This is a genomic window from Pseudomonas reinekei (genome assembly GCF_001945365.1).
Classification (GTDB): Bacteria; Pseudomonadota; Gammaproteobacteria; order Pseudomonadales; family Pseudomonadaceae; genus Aquipseudomonas; species Aquipseudomonas reinekei.
Genome location: NZ_MSTQ01000005.1, coordinates 137,052 through 153,439 on the forward strand (window position 1 = coordinate 137,052; position 16,388 = coordinate 153,439).

General features: G+C 60.3%; 15 protein-coding genes. 11 read left to right on the forward strand and 4 right to left on the reverse strand.

The annotated features are described in order from the left end of the window. The first annotated feature begins 112 nt into the window (after positions 1–112). Together BVK86_RS09705 and BVK86_RS09710 are read left to right on the forward strand one after the other, a co-directional pair. Complete coding sequence (locus BVK86_RS09705; RefSeq protein ID WP_075946230.1) at positions 113–514, forward strand: lysozyme inhibitor LprI family protein; 402 nt, start codon at positions 113–115, stop codon at positions 512–514. A gap of 61 nt (positions 515–575) precedes the next feature. Then, positions 576–992: a DUF3010 family protein gene (locus BVK86_RS09710; RefSeq protein WP_075946231.1), complete on the forward strand. Its 417-nt coding sequence runs from the start codon at positions 576–578 to the stop codon at positions 990–992. Between the two features lie 130 nt (positions 993–1,122). On the opposite strand, the gene BVK86_RS09715 is transcribed toward BVK86_RS09710, so the two are convergent. After that, positions 1,123–2,067 carry a GlxA family transcriptional regulator gene (locus BVK86_RS09715; protein ID WP_075946232.1) on the reverse strand — a complete coding sequence of 315 codons (945 nt, stop codon included), beginning with the start codon at positions 2,065–2,067 and terminating at the stop codon, positions 1,123–1,125. A 208-nt stretch (positions 2,068–2,275) separates the two neighbouring features. Between BVK86_RS09715 and BVK86_RS09720 the strand changes: the two genes are divergently transcribed. The 6 genes from BVK86_RS09720 to BVK86_RS09745 all read left to right on the forward strand — a co-directional run bounded on the left by BVK86_RS09720 (position 2,276) and on the right by BVK86_RS09745 (position 7,712). After that, positions 2,276–3,220 (forward strand): choline ABC transporter substrate-binding protein, encoded by a 945-nt coding sequence (locus BVK86_RS09720; RefSeq protein ID WP_075946233.1) that lies wholly within the window; start codon positions 2,276–2,278, stop codon positions 3,218–3,220. An 86-nt stretch (positions 3,221–3,306) separates the two neighbouring features. Further along, entirely contained in the window at positions 3,307–4,194 is an 888-nt protein-coding gene (gene cdhC, locus BVK86_RS09725) for a 3-dehydrocarnitine:acetyl-CoA trimethylamine transferase CdhC (RefSeq protein ID WP_075946234.1), read from the forward strand. Positions 4,195–4,336: 142 nt separating this feature from the next. Then, on the forward strand, positions 4,337–5,302 hold the full coding sequence (locus tag BVK86_RS09730) for an L-carnitine dehydrogenase (RefSeq protein WP_075946235.1): 966 nt from the start codon (positions 4,337–4,339) through the stop codon (positions 5,300–5,302). Positions 5,303–5,405: 103 nt separating this feature from the next. Continuing rightward, a complete protein-coding gene (locus tag BVK86_RS09735) occupies positions 5,406–5,882 on the forward strand; it encodes a thioesterase family protein (RefSeq protein ID WP_075946236.1) in 477 nt (158 codons plus the stop codon). Between the two features lie 14 nt (positions 5,883–5,896). Beyond that, a complete protein-coding gene (locus BVK86_RS09740; protein ID WP_075946237.1) occupies positions 5,897–7,060 on the forward strand; it encodes a gamma-butyrobetaine dioxygenase in 1,164 nt (387 codons plus the stop codon). A gap of 388 nt (positions 7,061–7,448) precedes the next feature. Continuing rightward, on the forward strand, positions 7,449–7,712 hold the full coding sequence (locus BVK86_RS09745) for a hypothetical protein (protein ID WP_075946238.1): 264 nt from the start codon (positions 7,449–7,451) through the stop codon (positions 7,710–7,712). Positions 7,713–7,776: 64 nt separating this feature from the next. On the opposite strand, the gene gbdR is transcribed toward BVK86_RS09745, so the two are convergent. Next, on the reverse strand, positions 7,777–8,880 hold the full coding sequence (gene gbdR, locus BVK86_RS09750) for a choline metabolism transcriptional regulator GbdR (RefSeq protein ID WP_047534337.1): 1,104 nt from the start codon (positions 8,878–8,880) through the stop codon (positions 7,777–7,779). 468 nt (positions 8,881–9,348) lie between these two features. Then, positions 9,349–10,725: an L-serine ammonia-lyase gene (locus BVK86_RS09755; protein ID WP_075946239.1), complete on the reverse strand. Its 1,377-nt coding sequence runs from the start codon at positions 10,723–10,725 to the stop codon at positions 9,349–9,351. A 435-nt stretch (positions 10,726–11,160) separates the two neighbouring features. Here BVK86_RS09755 and BVK86_RS09760 point away from each other — a divergent pair, with 435 nt between their 5' ends. The 3 genes from BVK86_RS09760 (at position 11,161) to choV (ending at position 14,209) form a co-directional block, all read left to right on the forward strand. Then, positions 11,161–12,111: a choline ABC transporter substrate-binding protein gene (locus BVK86_RS09760; RefSeq protein ID WP_075946240.1), complete on the forward strand. Its 951-nt coding sequence runs from the start codon at positions 11,161–11,163 to the stop codon at positions 12,109–12,111. A gap of 77 nt (positions 12,112–12,188) precedes the next feature. Then, complete coding sequence (choW, locus tag BVK86_RS09765; protein WP_075946241.1) at positions 12,189–13,034, forward strand: choline ABC transporter permease subunit; 846 nt, start codon at positions 12,189–12,191, stop codon at positions 13,032–13,034. Continuing rightward, positions 13,031–14,209: a choline ABC transporter ATP-binding protein gene (choV, locus tag BVK86_RS09770; protein ID WP_075946242.1), complete on the forward strand. Its 1,179-nt coding sequence runs from the start codon at positions 13,031–13,033 to the stop codon at positions 14,207–14,209. Before choW ends, choV begins: the two co-directional genes overlap by 4 nt. Positions 14,210–14,405: 196 nt before the next feature. Here choV and BVK86_RS09775 read toward each other — a convergent pair whose 3' ends face one another. Beyond that, positions 14,406–16,346: a BCCT family transporter gene (locus tag BVK86_RS09775; RefSeq protein WP_231977979.1), complete on the reverse strand. Its 1,941-nt coding sequence runs from the start codon at positions 16,344–16,346 to the stop codon at positions 14,406–14,408. Positions 16,347–16,388: the final 42 nt, after the last annotated feature.

Consider the following 16,388-nt stretch of genomic DNA (forward strand, 5'->3'; position numbering starts at 1 on the left):
GCCGAAAGCGTCAATCTGCGACAAAGGGTCGTCGCCGGGCGTAATCAGCGCCCTGTTCAAGGCCCCGCGGTTGAGCCAGAATTCGCCGCATTACTAAATTTGGGGCGATGTAATGAAATCGATCTTCCTGGCTTTGGCACTGATAGCGACTGGCGTACACGCGGCTGAAGAAGCCGACGACAACCCCTGCGACAAAGTCGAAAACGACATCCAGACCCTGGAATGCTCGGCCTTTAGCAAAACCACCGCCGAAGAGCTGCTGAGCGAAAACTACAAAAGCCTGAACGAGCGCATGCAGTCGCTCTACGGCAAGAACCCGTCGCAACTGGCCGACATCGCCGCAAAAATCAAGGCCGCGCAACAACAATGGCTGAAAACCCGCGACGCCGACTGCGCCGTGGAAGCTTTCCCGGCCACCACCGGCAGCAAGGCATTCACCATTGCGCAGAATGATTGCGTGGCGCGGATGAGTGATGAACGGTCGGAGTTTTTGGAGTCGATTGGGCAGGAGTAATGCAATCGCCGGCCATCCTGCGATGTAAGCTGCACGCCATCAGCCAGTTAAGGGATTGAACATGAAAGTCTGCGGCATCGAAATCAAAGGCAGCGAAGCGATCATCGCCGTGGCGTCCCTCGACGGTACGAACCTGAGTCACGTTGCGCTCAATACCAAGAAAATCGCCCTCGACGATGATGACGAAGCGGCCAACGTGAAACTGTTCGCCGCGCAGGTTGCGTCGTTTATCCGTGAAAACGCCATCGACCGCATCGCGATCAAGAAGCGCAGCAAGAAAGGCGAGTTTGCCGGTGGGCCGACCACGTTCAAGATCGAAGGGGTTTTCCAGTTGCTGGAGAATTGCGAAGTGACGTTGTTGTCGCCGCAGACGATCAATGCGCAGAGCAAGAAACACGATTTTGAACTGCCGGGGACGCTGAACAAGTATCAGCATGAGGCCTACAAGGCGGCGTGTTCGGCGCTTTTGAAGAAGTAACAGGTCTTTCTGACAGAACAAACTAACTGTGGGAGCCAGCCTGCTGGCGATGGCGGTGCATCAGTCGATATTCATGTGTCTGACATACCGCTATCGCCAGCAGGCTGGCTCCCACAGGGTTTTCGGGTGTTCATGCTTTCGCGGTACGCCGGTCTTCCCGCGGGCAACGCTCAAACTTCGCCCGATAGCTGCGGGTGAAATACGACGGCGATTCAAACCCGCAGGCGATGCTCACTTCCAGCACGCTCATGTCCGTTTGCCGCAGCAATTGCCGGGCCTTTTCCAGCCGCAAGCGCAGGTAGAAATTGCTCGGCGTGTCGTTCAGGTGCAAACGGAACAGGCGCTCCAGTTGCCGACGCGTCACTTTGATCGATTCCGCCAATTCCAGCGTGGTCAATGGCGGTTCGCTGTGCTGCTCCATCTCGCCGATCACGTGCACCAACTTCTTGTTACTGATGCCATAACGCGTGGCGACTTCCATGCGCTGGTGGTCTTTGCGCGGGCGGATGCGGCCGAGCACGAATTGTTCGCTGACCTGGATCGCCAGTTCCGGGCCGTGGGCCTGGGCGATCAGATCCAGCATTAAATCAATGGATGCGGTGCCGCCGGCAGAGGTGATGCGTCGACGGTCGATCTCGAACAACTCCTGAGTGACGCTGAGCTGCGGATAGGACTCCTTGAAGGCGTCGATGGCCTCCCAGTGCAGGGTCAGGCGGTGCCCCTCGAGCAGGCCCGCTTCGGCGAGGATGAAGCTGCCGGTGTCGATGGCGCCCAGGGTCACGCCTTCGTTGTCCAGCCGCCGTAGCCAGTGCTCCAGCGCAGGCGTGGCGAACTTCAACGGTTCGAAGCCGGCGACCACCAGCAGCGTCGCGCCTTTCTTCAGCGGCTCCAGTGCTGCATCGGCGTTGACCGACATGCCGTTACTGGCCAGCACCGCCCCGCCGTCCGCGCTCAGCACATGCCAGCGATACAGTTCGCCGCGAAAGCGATTGGCCACCCGCAACGGCTCGATGGCCGAGATAAATCCAATGGCCGAGAAACCCGGCATCAACAAGAAATAGAAATCCTGGGACATGGAGCGCACTCGGTTGGCGGTAACGAGAGGGCGGGTAGCGTGTTGATGTTGATACGCCACTTACCAGCGGCATTCAAGAGCACAGGTCGCTGCAGTGCAAGAGCTGGTCGCCGCAGTGCGCTTTCATGGCGCCTTAGCTGCGTAACTTGGCATCACCGGCGCGTCAGACGCCGGAACTCACAATAACGAACTGCCGAGGAACCTGAGAATGAAACGACTGATCAGCAGCTGTGTTCTTGCACTCAGTGGTACCGCGTTACTGAGCGCCAGCGTCATGGCCGCCGAACCCGCCTCTTGCCAGAATGTGCGCATGGGTGTGGTGAACTGGACCGACGTGATCGCCACCAGCGCGATGACCCAGGTATTGCTCGATGGCCTCGGCTACAACACCAAACAAACCAGCGCCTCCCAGCAAATCATCTTCGCCGGGATCCGCGATCAGCGCCTGGACCTGTTCCTGGGTTACTGGAACCCGCTGATGACCCAGACCATCACCCCGTTCGTCGACGCCAACCAGGTCAAGGTGCTCGAAGCGCCCAGCCTGAAAGATGCCCGCGCCACCCTGGCCGTGCCGACCTACCTCGCCGACAAGGGTCTGAAAACCTTCGCCGACATCGCCAGGTTCGAAAAAGAACTGGGCGGCAAGATTTACGGCATCGAGCCCGGCTCAGGCGCCAACACCCAGATCAAGGCGATGATCAGCAAAAACCAGTTCGGCCTCGGTAAGTTCCAGCTGGTCGAGTCCAGCGAGGCCGGCATGCTCGCGGCGGTGGATCGCGCCGTGCGCCGCAAGGAAGCCGTGGTGTTCTTCGGCTGGGCGCCGCACCCGATGAACGTCAACGTGCAGATGACCTACCTCACCGGCAGCGAAGACGCCCTCGGCCCGAACGAAGGCATGGCGACCGTCTGGACCGTCACCGCGCCGAAGTACGCCGAGCAATGCCCGAACATCGGTCGCCTGCTGAGCAACCTGACCTTCACCGCCGAAGACGAGAGCCGGATGATGCAGCCCCTGCTGGATCACAAGGACGCCTTCGAATCGGCCAGGCAATGGCTGAAAGATCATCCGCAGGACAAGCAGCGCTGGCTCGAAGGTGTGACCACCTTTGATGGCAAGCCGGCGGCAGACAACCTCAAGCTGACCAGCAAATAACCCTGACTTAAACCACCGATTCGCAGCCCGACAGGGCTGCGAACGGCACCACTACGCCTGTCATCTCGCCTGTAAGGAACCGCCTCATGAACCACGACGTCATCATCACCTGCGCACTCACCGGTGCTGGCGACACGACCGCCAAGAGCCCACACGTGCCGGTCACCCCGAAACAGATCGCCGCTGCCGCCGTGGAAGCCGCCAAGGCCGGCGCCACCGTGGTTCACTGCCACGTTCGCGACCCGCAAACCGGCAAGTTCAGCCGTGACGTGGCGTTGTATCGCGAAGTGATGGAGCGCATCCGCGAAGCCGACGTCGACATCATCGTCAACCTGACGGCGGGCATGGGCGGTGACCTGGAAATCGGTGCCGGCGAGAACCCGATGGAATTCGGCCCGAACACTGACCTGGTCGGCCCGCTGACCCGTCTGGCCCACGTCGAAGAACTGCTGCCGGAAATCTGCACCCTCGACTGCGGCACCCTGAACTTCGGCGACGGCGACACCATTTACGTGTCCACCCCGGCCCAGCTGCGCGCTGGCGCCAAGCGCATTCAAGAGCTGGGCGTGAAAGCCGAGCTGGAAATCTTCGACACCGGTCACCTGTGGTTCGCCAAGCAGATGATCAAGGAAGGCCTGCTCGATAACCCGCTGTTCCAGCTGTGCCTGGGTATCCCGTGGGGCGCCCCGGCGGACACCACCACCATGAAAGCCATGGTCGACAACCTGCCTGCAGACGCCGTCTGGGCCGGTTTCGGCATCGGCCGCATGCAAATGCCGATGGCAGCGCAAGCGGTGCTGCTGGGCGGCAACGTGCGCGTCGGCCTGGAAGACAACCTGTGGCTGGATAAAGGCGTGCTGGCGACCAACGGCCAATTGGTCGAACGCGCCTCGGAAATCCTCAGCCGCCTCGGTGCCCGCGTGCTGACCCCGGCTGAAGGCCGCAAGAAAATGGGCCTGACCCAGCGCGGGTAACCCTTCCACCCTTTTCACCCTGTGGGAGCGAGCCCGCTCGCGAAGGCGGCGTGACAAACGCAAGAGATCGGTCGGGTGTACCGGCCTCTTCGCGAGCAGGCTCGCTCCCACAGTTTTTTCGAGCCAAATTCAGGACGTGACCATGACCTTCATCACCGAAATCAAAACCTTCGCCGCGCTGGGCAGCGGTGTCATCGGCAGTGGCTGGGTGTCCCGCGCCCTCGCCCACGGCCTCGACGTGGTGGCCTGGGACCCGGCGCCCGGTGCCGAAGCCGCGCTGCGCAAACGTGTCGCCAATGCCTGGGGCGCGCTGGAGAAACAGGGCCTGGCACCCGGCGCCTCGCAGAATCGTCTGCGCTTTGTCGCGACCATCGAAGAATGCGTGCGCGACGCCGACTTCATCCAGGAAAGCGCCCCGGAACGCCTTGAGCTGAAACTGGATTTGCACAGCAAAATCAGCGCCGCGGCCAAGCCCGATGCCCTGATCGGTTCCAGTACGTCCGGCCTGTTGCCCAGCGAGTTTTACGAGAGCTCGACCCACCCGGAACGCTGCGTGGTCGGTCACCCGTTCAACCCGGTTTACCTGTTGCCACTGGTGGAAGTGGTCGGCGGCAAAAACACCGCGCCCGAAGCGGTGCAAGCGGCGATGAAAGTCTACGAATCACTTGGCATGCGCCCGCTGCATGTACGCAAGGAAGTCCCGGGGTTCATCGCCGACCGCTTGCTCGAAGCGCTGTGGCGTGAGGCGCTGCACCTGGTCAACGACGGTGTGGCGACCACGGGTGAAATCGACGACGCGATCCGTTTCGGCGCCGGCTTGCGCTGGTCGTTCATGGGCACGTTCCTCACCTACACCCTCGCCGGCGGCGATGCCGGCATGCGCCACTTCATGGCGCAGTTTGGCCCGGCGTTGCAATTGCCGTGGACCTATCTGCCGGCGCCGGAATTGACCGACAAGCTGATCGACGACGTGGTCGACGGCACCAGCGACCAACTGGGCCAACACAGCATTTCGGCGCTGGAGCGCTATCGTGATGACTGCCTGCTCGCGGTGCTGGAGGCGGTGAAGACCACCAAAGAGAAGCACGGGATGGCTTTCAGCGAGTAATCAATCAGCAGGCTCGCTCCCACAGGTTATACGCGTTCCTTGTGGGAGCGAGCCTGCTCGCGAAAGCGGCAGCCCAGTCACTCTATAACCTGGATCAGAAATCATGCCCGCCCTCACCACCTACCAAACCAGAATCATCCCCGACTGGGTCGACTACAACGGCCACCTGCGCGATGCCTTCTACCTGCTGATTTTCAGCTACGCCACCGATGCCCTGATGGATCGCCTCGGCATGGACAGCAGCAACCGTGAAGCCAGCGGTAATTCGTTGTTCACCCTGGAACTGCACCTCAATTACCTGCACGAAGTGAAACTCGATGCCGACGTCGACGTGCGTACCCAAATCATCGCCCACGACAGCAAACGCCTGCACCTCTACCACAGCCTGCACCTGGTCGGTGACGACAAGGAACTGGCGGGCAACGAGCAGATGCTGCTGCACGTAGACCTGGCCGGGCCTCGCTCCACGCCGTTCAGCGAACAAACCCTGGGCAAGCTGCAAGCCATCGTCGCCGAGCAGACCGACCTGCCCACCCCCGCCTACATCGGCCGAGTGATCGCGCTACCCCCCAAAAAATAACAAGGAGATCGTCATTGAACACCGCCGCCGCTTTTGCCGACTTCCGTACTTATCCGCTGATCAGCGCGCTGACAGGCGTGCAGGTGATGGCGGATCGGGTTCTGGTGAAGTGGGCCGACCATCGCATCAGCCCCTTCCACCACTCATGGCTGCGGGACAACTGTCCGTGTCCGCAATGCGTTTATACGGTGACGCGCGAGCAGGTGCTGGAGATTGTCGATATACCGGAGAATCTGCTGCCGACCGAAACCACGGTCGATGCTGAGGGTTGCCTGCGCGTGCAATGGCAGGACGGCCACCTCAGCCGCTTCGACCCAGGCTGGCTGAGGGCGCATGCCTACGACGATGAGTCTCGCGCGGAGCGCCTGGCAGGCAAGCCGAAAGCCAGGCTTTGGCACAATGATTTGCAGCTGCCAGTGTTCGAATACCAGGCACTGATGAATGATAACGATGCCTTGCTGCAATGGCTGCTGGCGGTGCGTGATATTGGCCTGACCCAGGTCCGCGGCGTGCCCACTGAACCCGGCTCCCTGAAGCTGATCGCCCAGCGGATTTCCTTCATCCGCGAGAGCAATTTCGGCGTGCTGTTTAACGTGCAATCCAAGGCCGACGCCGACAGCAATGCCTACACCGCTTTCAACCTGCCCCTGCACAGCGATCTGCCGACCCGGGAGTTGCAACCGGGGCTGCAATTTCTGCATTGCCTGGTCAACGATGCCGAGGGTGGCGAAAGCATTTTCGTCGATGGTTTTGCGATTGCCGATGCGCTGCGCCGGGAGGACCCGGCGTCCTTCAACAGCCTTTGCGAGATCCCCGTGGAGTTCCGCAACAAAGACCGTCACAGCGACTACCGCTGCCTGGCGCCGATCATCGCCTTGAACGCGCTGGGGCAGGTATCTGAAATCCGTATGGCGAACTTTTTACGCGGCCCATTCGATGCATCGGTGGAGCAGATGCCCAAGCTCTATCGCGCTTACCGTCGCTTCATTGCGATGACCCGCGAACCCCGGTTCAGGCTGATGCAGCGGCTCAATCCCGGCGAGCTGTGGTGCTTTGACAACCGACGTACTCTGCATGCGCGCAATGCGTTTGATCCTGCCACCGGGGCGCGGCATTTCCAGGGTTGTTATGTCGACCGGGATGAGCTGTTGTCGCGGATTCTCGTGTTGCAGCGCTAGACCGCGTCATCGTTCTTCGCGAGCAGGCTCGCTCCCACATTCGATCGCATCCCTCTGAAAGAAATCGCTCCACTGTGGGAGCGAGCCTGCTCGCGATAGCGTCCGAACTGACAACACAAGCCTCTGGACTCACAGACAAAAAAAACCCCGATCAAGCCGTGACAGGATCGGAGCTGAGGAGGGTACTGTTGAGGAGCTGCCGTGCGAGGGTGACCAAACCTTCGTGAAGCGAGCTGAGTCCAGTGTGCCGACTCTCTTCGCCGGCGAATTACCCGAAAACGACCTGTTCTTAGTCAATGCGGCCATTGCGACAAATCGTCCTTGCCGCCACCCCATCCCCCCACCAGAATCGACTCAAGACACCGTTCCCAGAAGAAGGATTTGCGTGATGATGTACGCCGATTTGATTGACCAGGAAGACCTGTTGGGCCAACTGAAAGCGTTGGGATTTCAAGTGCCGAGCGGCGCCTCGGCCGAGCAGGCTTGCGAATATGCGGTACGAGGTTTGAACAACGAACGGGCGATCGTGCTGCGCACGATGGTCAAGCAGATGTTCACCAGCAGCGCGACGATTCTGCCGGCCGTGCGTCAGGCTATCGACAAGCAGTTGCTGCCGGCATTGGCGGAGTTTCAGCAGAACCGTAGCGCCTAAGGGCCAAGGTATAACAACTCTGTGGCGAGGGAGCTTGCTCCCTCGCCACACAAGCGACTCGGCCTTAGAGCCTTACGCTAGCGAACGTTGACTCGTTGCGCGCCTGACTCAACGCCGACAACGGCCCGGACAACGGCGACAGCACCAGCGCCTGCGGCAACGGCATCATCGCCACTTGCTGGGTGGTATTGGAGCCTACGCGCTCGTCACGTGGCGGAATGCCGAAGTACTCGCGGTAGCACTTGGAGAAGTGTGGCGTGGACACGAAGCCACACACCGACGCCACTTCGATGATCGACATCGGCGTTTGCTTGAGCAACTGCCGCGCGCGGATCAGGCGCAGTTTCAGGTAGTAGCGCGACGGCGAGCAGTGCAGGTACTTCTGGAACAGCCGCTCCAGCTGACGACGGGACACGGCGACATACACCGCCAGTTCGTCCAGGTCGATCGGCTCTTCGAGGTTGGCCTCCATCAGCGCGACGATTTCCTGCAACTTCGGCTGATTGGTGCCGAGCATGTGCTTGAGCGGCACGCGCTGGTGATCCTGCTCGTTGCGAATGCGCTCGTAGACGAACATCTCCGAGATCGCCGCCGACAGCTCGCGGCCGTGATCGCGGCTGATCAGGTGCAGCATCATGTCCAGCGGCGCGGTGCCACCGGAACTGGTGAAACGGTTACGGTCGAGGGTGAACAGACGAGTACTCATGGCCACCCGCGGGAACGCTTCCTGCATCGCCGCCAGACATTCCCAGTGCACGCTGCAATCAAAACCGTCCAGCAGACCGGCGCACGCCAGGGCCCAGCTGCCAGTGCAGACCGCGCCGAGGCGACGGGACTGGCGCGCCTGGCTTTGCAGCCATGACACGTGTTCGCGGGTAACCGTGCGTTGGATACCGATACCACCGCAGACAATCACGGTATCGAGTGGCGGCGCTTTGTGCATGGAGGCGTCAGGGGTGATCTGCAAACCGTCACTGGCCCAGACTTGACCGCCATCGACGGTGAGGGTGGTCCAGCGATACAGCTCGCGGCCGGACAACTGGTTGGCCATCCGCAGCGGTTCTACAGCGGACGCCAGGGAAATCAGCGTGAAATTGTCCAACAGCAGAAAGCCGATGGATTGAGGCGCACGGTTCTGGGGTTGAGCCCCGGAGTTGAACGACGTCATCGCGGTATCTCCTCACACAAAGCGGGTGATGGCCTCAGGCGGAGGCTCTTGTTATTGCCATCGTTCTCGCGTGAGAGACGGGCTTTGTAATGACAGAGCAATTGCCATGCCTAAATTTGAATGCGCGTTCAATAACTCCTAAAAACGACGTCGGAATGTGTCTAAATAAGACGCGCAAGGAGTAGGGGTTATAAGTGCCATCAGCGGCGTCAAGTGCGTTGCTCCGCAGCGTGTGAGCAAATCGGTAGCACTTGTGGGAACAGGGCTGCGAGCAGCCCGGAAAGAGTGTCACCGCAGGCACGGGGTGACGGATGGTCAGGGACGGGGCAGTCCTGATTTTCAGGTCAGGTACTTATCTGTAAGCGACGCGCCAAAAGGTGGCGCGCCTGGGATTACGTGTTCACTTAGCGCGCAGTTTTGACTGGTCTGACGCTATCGCTGGCTTGCCAGCGATTGGGGCCACCCGGTTCAACACTCCACCGCACTCACCGCCAACCCACCCCGCGATGTCTCCTTATATTTGTCATGCATGTCGGCACCGGTATCGCGCATGGTGCGGATCACCCGGTCCAGCGAGATGAAATGCTGGCCATCTCCGCGCAAAGCCATTTGCGCTGCATTGATCGCTTTCACAGCAGCAATCGCATTGCGCTCGATGCACGGCACTTGTACCAGACCACCCACCGGATCGCAGGTCAGGCCGAGGTTGTGCTCCAGGCCGATCTCCGCCGCGTTGCACAATTGCTCCGGCGTGGCGCCGAGGATTTCCGCCAGCCCTGCCGCCGCCATGGCGCAGGCGGAGCCGACTTCCCCCTGGCAGCCGACTTCGGCACCGGAGATCGAAGCGTTTTTCTTGCACAGAATTCCCACCGCGGCTGCGCCGAGGAAGTAGTCGACGACATTGGCCTCGGTCACGTCTTCGCTGAACTTCATAAAGTAGTGCAAGACCGCTGGAATGATCCCCGCCGCGCCATTGGTCGGTGCCGTGACCATGCGCCCGCCGGCGGCGTTTTCTTCGTTGACCGCCAGGGCGAACAGGTTGACCCACTCCATGGCGCTGAGGGTCGAGCCGATTACGTTGGGCTTGTTCAGCTCCTGCAAACTGCGATGCAGCTTGGCCGCGCGCCGCCGCACGTTCAGGCCACCGGGCAAGATGCCTTCGTGCTTGAGGCCCTGCTCGACGCAATCCTGCATGGCGCGCCAGAGTGTCATCAGGCCGCTGCGGATTTCCTCTTCGCTGCGCCAGACCTTCTCGTTGGCCAGCATCAATTCGGCCACCCGCAGGTTGTGCTTTTTACACAGCTCCAACAGCTCGGCGGCGCTGGAAAAATCGTACGGCAACACAGTGCGATCAAGATCAACGACGCCGCTTGAAGCCTGGGCCTCGTCGACCACAAAACCACCGCCGACCGAATAGTAGGTGTCACGATGCAACTCGCCGTCATCGCCTTCGACCATCAGGGTCATGGCGTTGGGATGGAATGGCAGGTTTTCATCGATCAGGCGCATGTCCCGGGCCCAGATGAACGGCACCGACACACGACCGTCAAGCAACAGCGTGTCGGTCTCGCGCAAGGTGGCGATGCGGATGCCGATTTGCGACGGGTCGATCGCGTCCGGCCACTCGCCCATCAGGCCCATGATCACCGCGTTGTCGCTGCCGTGCCCGATGCCGGTGGCCGACAACGAACCATAGAGCTGAACTTCAACGCGCCGCACTTGCTCAAGCATCCCCCGCTCGCGCAACACCTGCACGAACAGCGCGGCCGCCCGCATAGGCCCCACGGTGTGCGAACTGGAAGGGCCGATGCCGATTTTGAACAGGTCGAAAACACTGATAGCCATTACTGCCGGACTCCTGGATGTGCCAACTCCAGGCGCAAGAGCGCCCGGTGACGGAGCTGCTACGCTCAAGCTGCAATCCGTCAGGATGGCCGCATCATCAGCCTTTTGACGCGTCGTTCGACGTCTCACACCGACGCACTCATGTCCACCAACGCCGCGTGCGTTTTGCGCCATGTTTTCGCCGATTTTTTGCGGTGCAGAGGGAGAAAAGACTCGGAAAAAATCTGTAAACGACGTCACTGACACTGGATGCGACCATCCCTGTACTGGTTACGACGCACCCTGTAGGCGTCAGATTTTCACTGGTACATGATCGTATCGACTCGATTGCAAGGCGCCGGGGTAGAGCTGTCTCCAAAACGCCATCCAACCGCAACCTATAAGTGCGGTGGTCCAGTCGGAACACTGCCAAAAAAAACACCAAGGAGTCCATCCATGAAAGGTTCCCCGTCGTTGTTGTTGGCCGCCATGCTTAGTCTGCCGGTTCTGGCGCAAGCCGCCGAACCGGCCCAATGCAGCACCGTAAACTTCTCCGATGTCGGCTGGACCGACATCACCGTCACCACCGCCACCACCAGCGTCGTCCTCGATGCCTTGGGCTACAAAACCAAAACCACCATGATTTCCGTGCCCGTGACCTACAAGTCCCTGGCCGACGGCAAGAACATGGACATTTTCCTCGGCAACTGGATGCCGACCATGGAAAACGACATCAAGCCTTACCGTGATGCCGGGACGGTGGACACACTGCGCGCCAACCTCGAAAACGCAAAATACACACTCGCCGTGCCCGAAGAGTTGTATAACAAAGGTCTGAAGGATTTCGCCGACATTGCCAAGTTCAAGAAAGAACTGGACGGCAAGATCTACGGCATCGAACCGGGTAACGACGGTAACCGCCTGATCCAGAGCATGATCGACAAGAACGCCTTCGGCCTGAAAGAGGCCGGCTTCAAGGTGGTCGAGTCCAGCGAGGCAGGCATGCTCTCGCAAGTCGATCGCGCCCAGCGCCGCAACACCGCCGTGGTGTTCCTGGGCTGGGAACCGCACCCGATGAACACGCGCTTCAAGATGAAGTACCTGACCGGCGGCGACGAGTTCTTCGGCCCCAACTTCGGTCAGGCGACCATCTTCACCAACACCCGCAAGGGTTACGCCCAGGAATGCAGCAACGTGGGTCAGCTGCTTAAAAACCTGGTGTTCACCCTCGACATGGAAAGCACGCTGATGGGCAACGTCCTGGACGACAAGATGAAGCCTGACGCGGCCGCCAAGGCCTGGCTGAAAAAGAACCCACAGGTGCTCGATACCTGGCTCGCTGGCGTGACCACCATTGACGGTAAACCTGGCCTGGAGGCCGTGAAAGCCAAGCTCGCACAGCCTTGATTTAGGAAGCATCGCTTATGCCGGGCGGCATACGCCGCCCGGGCTGTTTATTTCCTTGCATGCGGACGTTCACTACCATGCTGATTGATCAGAAAATACCTTTAGGCCAGTACATCGCAGGCTTCGTTGAATGGTTGACGCAACACGGCGCCAACACCTTCGACGCAATTGCCGTGTCACTGGAAACGATGATCCACGGCGTGACGTTTGCGCTGACCTGGTTCAACCCGCTGGTCTTGATCGGCCTGATCGCACTACTGGCACACCTCATCCAGCGCAAATGGGGCCTGACCGCCTTCGTCATCGCGTCCTTTCTGCTGATCCTCAACCTGGGGTACTGGCAGGAAACCATGGAAACCCTCGCCCAGGTGTTGTTCGCCACCCTGGTGTGCGTGCTGATCGGCGTGCCGTTGGGCATCGTCGCCGCGCATAAACCGATGTTCTACACCATGATGCGTCCTGTACTCGATCTGATGCAGACCGTACCGACCTTCGTGTACCTCATTCCTACCCTGACCCTCTTCGGTCTGGGTGTGGTCCCGGGCCTGATCTCGACGGTGGTGTTCGCGATTGCCGCACCCATCCGCCTCACTTACCTGGGCATCCGCGATGTGCCGCAAGAACTGATGGACGCCGGCAAGGCCTTTGGCTGCTCGCGTCGCCAACTGCTTTCACGGATCGAACTGCCCCACGCCATGCCGAGCATCGCGGCCGGCATCACCCAGTGCATCATGCTGTCGTTGTCGATGGTGGTGATCGCGGCACTGGTGGGTGCCGATGGCCTGGGCAAACCCGTGGTCAACGCATTGAACACTGCTGATATCGCCCTGGGCTTCGAAGCGGGCCTGGCGATCGTACTGCTGGCGATCATGCTCGACCGTATCTGCAAACAACCCGACGCCAAAGTAGGGGGTGACGCATGAGCATTATTCGCTTCGAAGACGTCGACGTGATCTTCACCAAAGATCCGCGAGAAGCCTTGAAACTGCTTGACCAGGGCATGACCCGCAGCGAGATCCTGAAAAAGACCGGGCAAATCGTTGGCGTGGAAAAGGCCACCCTGGATATCGAAAAAGGTGAAATCTGCGTATTGATGGGCCTGTCCGGTTCCGGAAAGTCCAGCCTGTTGCGTTGCATCAACGGCCTCAACACCGTCAGCCGCGGCAAGCTGTTCGTCGAGCACGAAGGCAAGCAGATCAACATTGCTTCCTGCACGCCAGCTGAACTGAAAATGATGCGCACCAAGCGCATCGCCATGGTGTTCCAGAAGTTCGCCCTGATGCCGTGGCTGACAGTGCGCGAGAACATCAGCTTCGGTCTGGAAATGCAGGGCCGTCCGGAGAAGGAACGCAAGAAACTGGTCGACGAAAAACTCGAACTGGTGGGCCTGACCCAATGGCGCAACAAGAAACCCGATGAACTCTCCGGCGGCATGCAGCAGCGCGTGGGCCTGGCCCGCGCGCTGGCGATGGACGCCGACATCCTGCTGATGGATGAACCGTTCTCGGCACTCGACCCGCTGATCCGCCAGGGCCTGCAGGACGAACTGCTGGAACTGCAACGCAAGCTGAGCAAAACCATCGTATTCGTGAGCCACGACCTCGACGAAGCCCTGAAGCTCGGCAGCCGCATTGCGATCATGAAAGACGGCCGGATCATCCAGTACAGCAAGCCGGAACAAATCGTTCTCAACCCGGCGGACGACTACGTGCGGACGTTCGTCGCCCACACCAACCCGCTGAACGTACTGTGCGGTCGCAGCCTGATGCGCACCCTGGACAACTGCAAGCGCATCAACGGTTCGGTGTGCCTCGATCCGGGTGGCGATTCGTGGCTGGACCTGGCGGAAGGCAACACGATCAAGGGCGCTCGCCAGAACGGCTCGGCGCTGGATCTGCAAAACTGGGCACCGGGCCAGGCGGTTGAAGGTCTCGGTCGCAGGCCAACCCTGGTGGACTCGAACATCGGCATGCGCGACGCGCTGCAGATTCGTTATCAGACTGGCAACAAACTGGTGCTGCACGACAACAATCATGTGGTGGGGATTCTCGGCGACAGCGAGCTGTACCACGCGTTGCTCGGCAAGAACCTGGGATAAGGCAACAGACACAAAACGCCGCGAGAGGATCGCGGCGTTTTTATTTATGGGGTATCGGGTAATGCAGCGTTGATGCTGACGCCCCCTTCGCGAGCAGGCTCGCTCCCACATTGAAATGCATTTCCCTGTGGGAGCGAACCTGCTCGCGAAGAATGCGACGCGGTGCTTCTGACCGAAACACCGCGTCACTCACACCTTAGCTATACACCCGGCCAAGGAGCTGCCGATGGCTTTCAAACTGATCGAGCACGTCACGGGTGATCTGATCCTGAGTGAAACCCATCAAGTCGTAATCCTGGCTGCCGTTGTGCAAATACACCTCGGCGCGGTAGTAACGCTGACGCGCCTCATCGGATTGAGCCGACTCAGTCGGCGTCGCCAGATAGCCATCCAGGCTCACTTCATAGACAAACGGATTGCCCTCCTCCATCTCGACCCGCACGCCCATGCAACGCTTGGACTTGCCCAACAGCGTCTGCACTTCCAGGCCTTGCGCACGCATTTGCGTCGTCGCGTCCTGCAATGCCGGGCTCACATGCTTGTCCATGAAGCGCTGGACCACCGACTGGCTCGGTTGCAGGTCCAGTTGAGTCAAACGCTCGCTGAAACCACGGCGACCGCGTGCCGCCAGCTGCGCTTGCTCCTGTTCGATCTGCACGTCCTGGCGCATGGCCTTGTGCAGGCCGAACATGAAGCACACCAGCACCACCGAGAACGGCAGACCGGCCAGCACCACCATGGTTTGCATGGCTTCGAAGTTGCCGGCGAACAGCAGGCCGATGGTCACCAGGGTGATCACCACCGACCAGAAGATCCGCAACCAGTGCGGAGCGTCTTCGTCGACGTTACCGCCCTTGCAGGAAAGGTTGGCCATCATCACCGCGCCGGAATCCGCCGGGGTCAGGAACAGCACGAAACCCACGAAGATCGACACACCGATCACCACCTTCGACGCCGGGTAATGCTCCAGCAACTGGTAGATCGCCATGGACGGCTGTTCCAGTGCCGTTTTCCCAAGTTCCACCGCACCGTGGTTCATCACCAGGTCCAGGGCCGAGTTACCGAAGATCGACAGCCACGCGAGGGTAAAGCCCAGCGGAATCAGCAACACGCCCGCCACCAGTTCACGCACCGTGCGACCACGGGAAATACGCGCGATGAACATGCCTACGAATGGCGCCCAGGAAATCCACCAGGCCCAGTAGAACAAGGTCCACAGGCCCAACCAGCGGTCGGACTTGTCACCGTCGCCTTCGTACACATAAAGATCGAAAGTCTTCAGCACCACGCCGTTCAGGTAGTCACCGACGTTCTGTACAAAACCGTTGAGCAGGTGCAGGGTCGGACCGAACAGCAGGACGAAAATCAGCAGGCCGCTGAACAGGATGATGTTGAGGTTGGACAGACGGCGGATGCCGTTTTCCACGCCCGACACGGCCGCGATGGTCGCCACGGTGCTCATCACAATGATCACGATCAGCAGGTTGGTGTTGCTGTGCTCCATGCCGAACAGGTTTTCCAGCCCGGACGACACTTGCAGCGAACCAATCCCCAGGTTGGTCACCAGGCCCAGCAGGGTCACGAACATGCCAAAGCCGTCTACCGCATGACCGGCCGCGCCCTTGACCCAACGCTCGCCCACCAGCGGGTACAACGCCGAACGCAACGCCAGCGGCTGGTTATGACGGTAAGCAAAATAGGCAACGGCCAGGCCGACCAGCGCGTAGATCGCCCAGCCATGCAGGCCCCAGTGCAGGAACGTCAGCTGCACCGCCTGACGCGCCGCGAGGTTGCTGCCGGCCACGCCTTCCGGCGGATTGAAATAGTGGTCCAGCGGCTCGGAAGCGCCGAAGTACAGCAACGAAATGCCGATACCCGACGAAAACAGCATCCCCGCCCAGGCGCCGTAGCTGAAGTCCGGGGTATCGTCCTTGCTGCCCAGTTTCAGTTTGCCGTAGGACGAAAACGCCAGGCCAACCACGAAAATCAGGTAGGCGGCGATCACCACCATGTAGTACCAGCCAAAGCTGCGCGACAGCCAGGCTTGCGCCATACCGAGCATTCGACCGGCCTCTTGCGGGGCGATGATCAGAATGGCGGTCAACAACAGAATCAACGCGGTGGAGGTGTAGAACACCCAACCGTTGACCGTCACCTTCTCGGGCGGGGTCTTTATTAG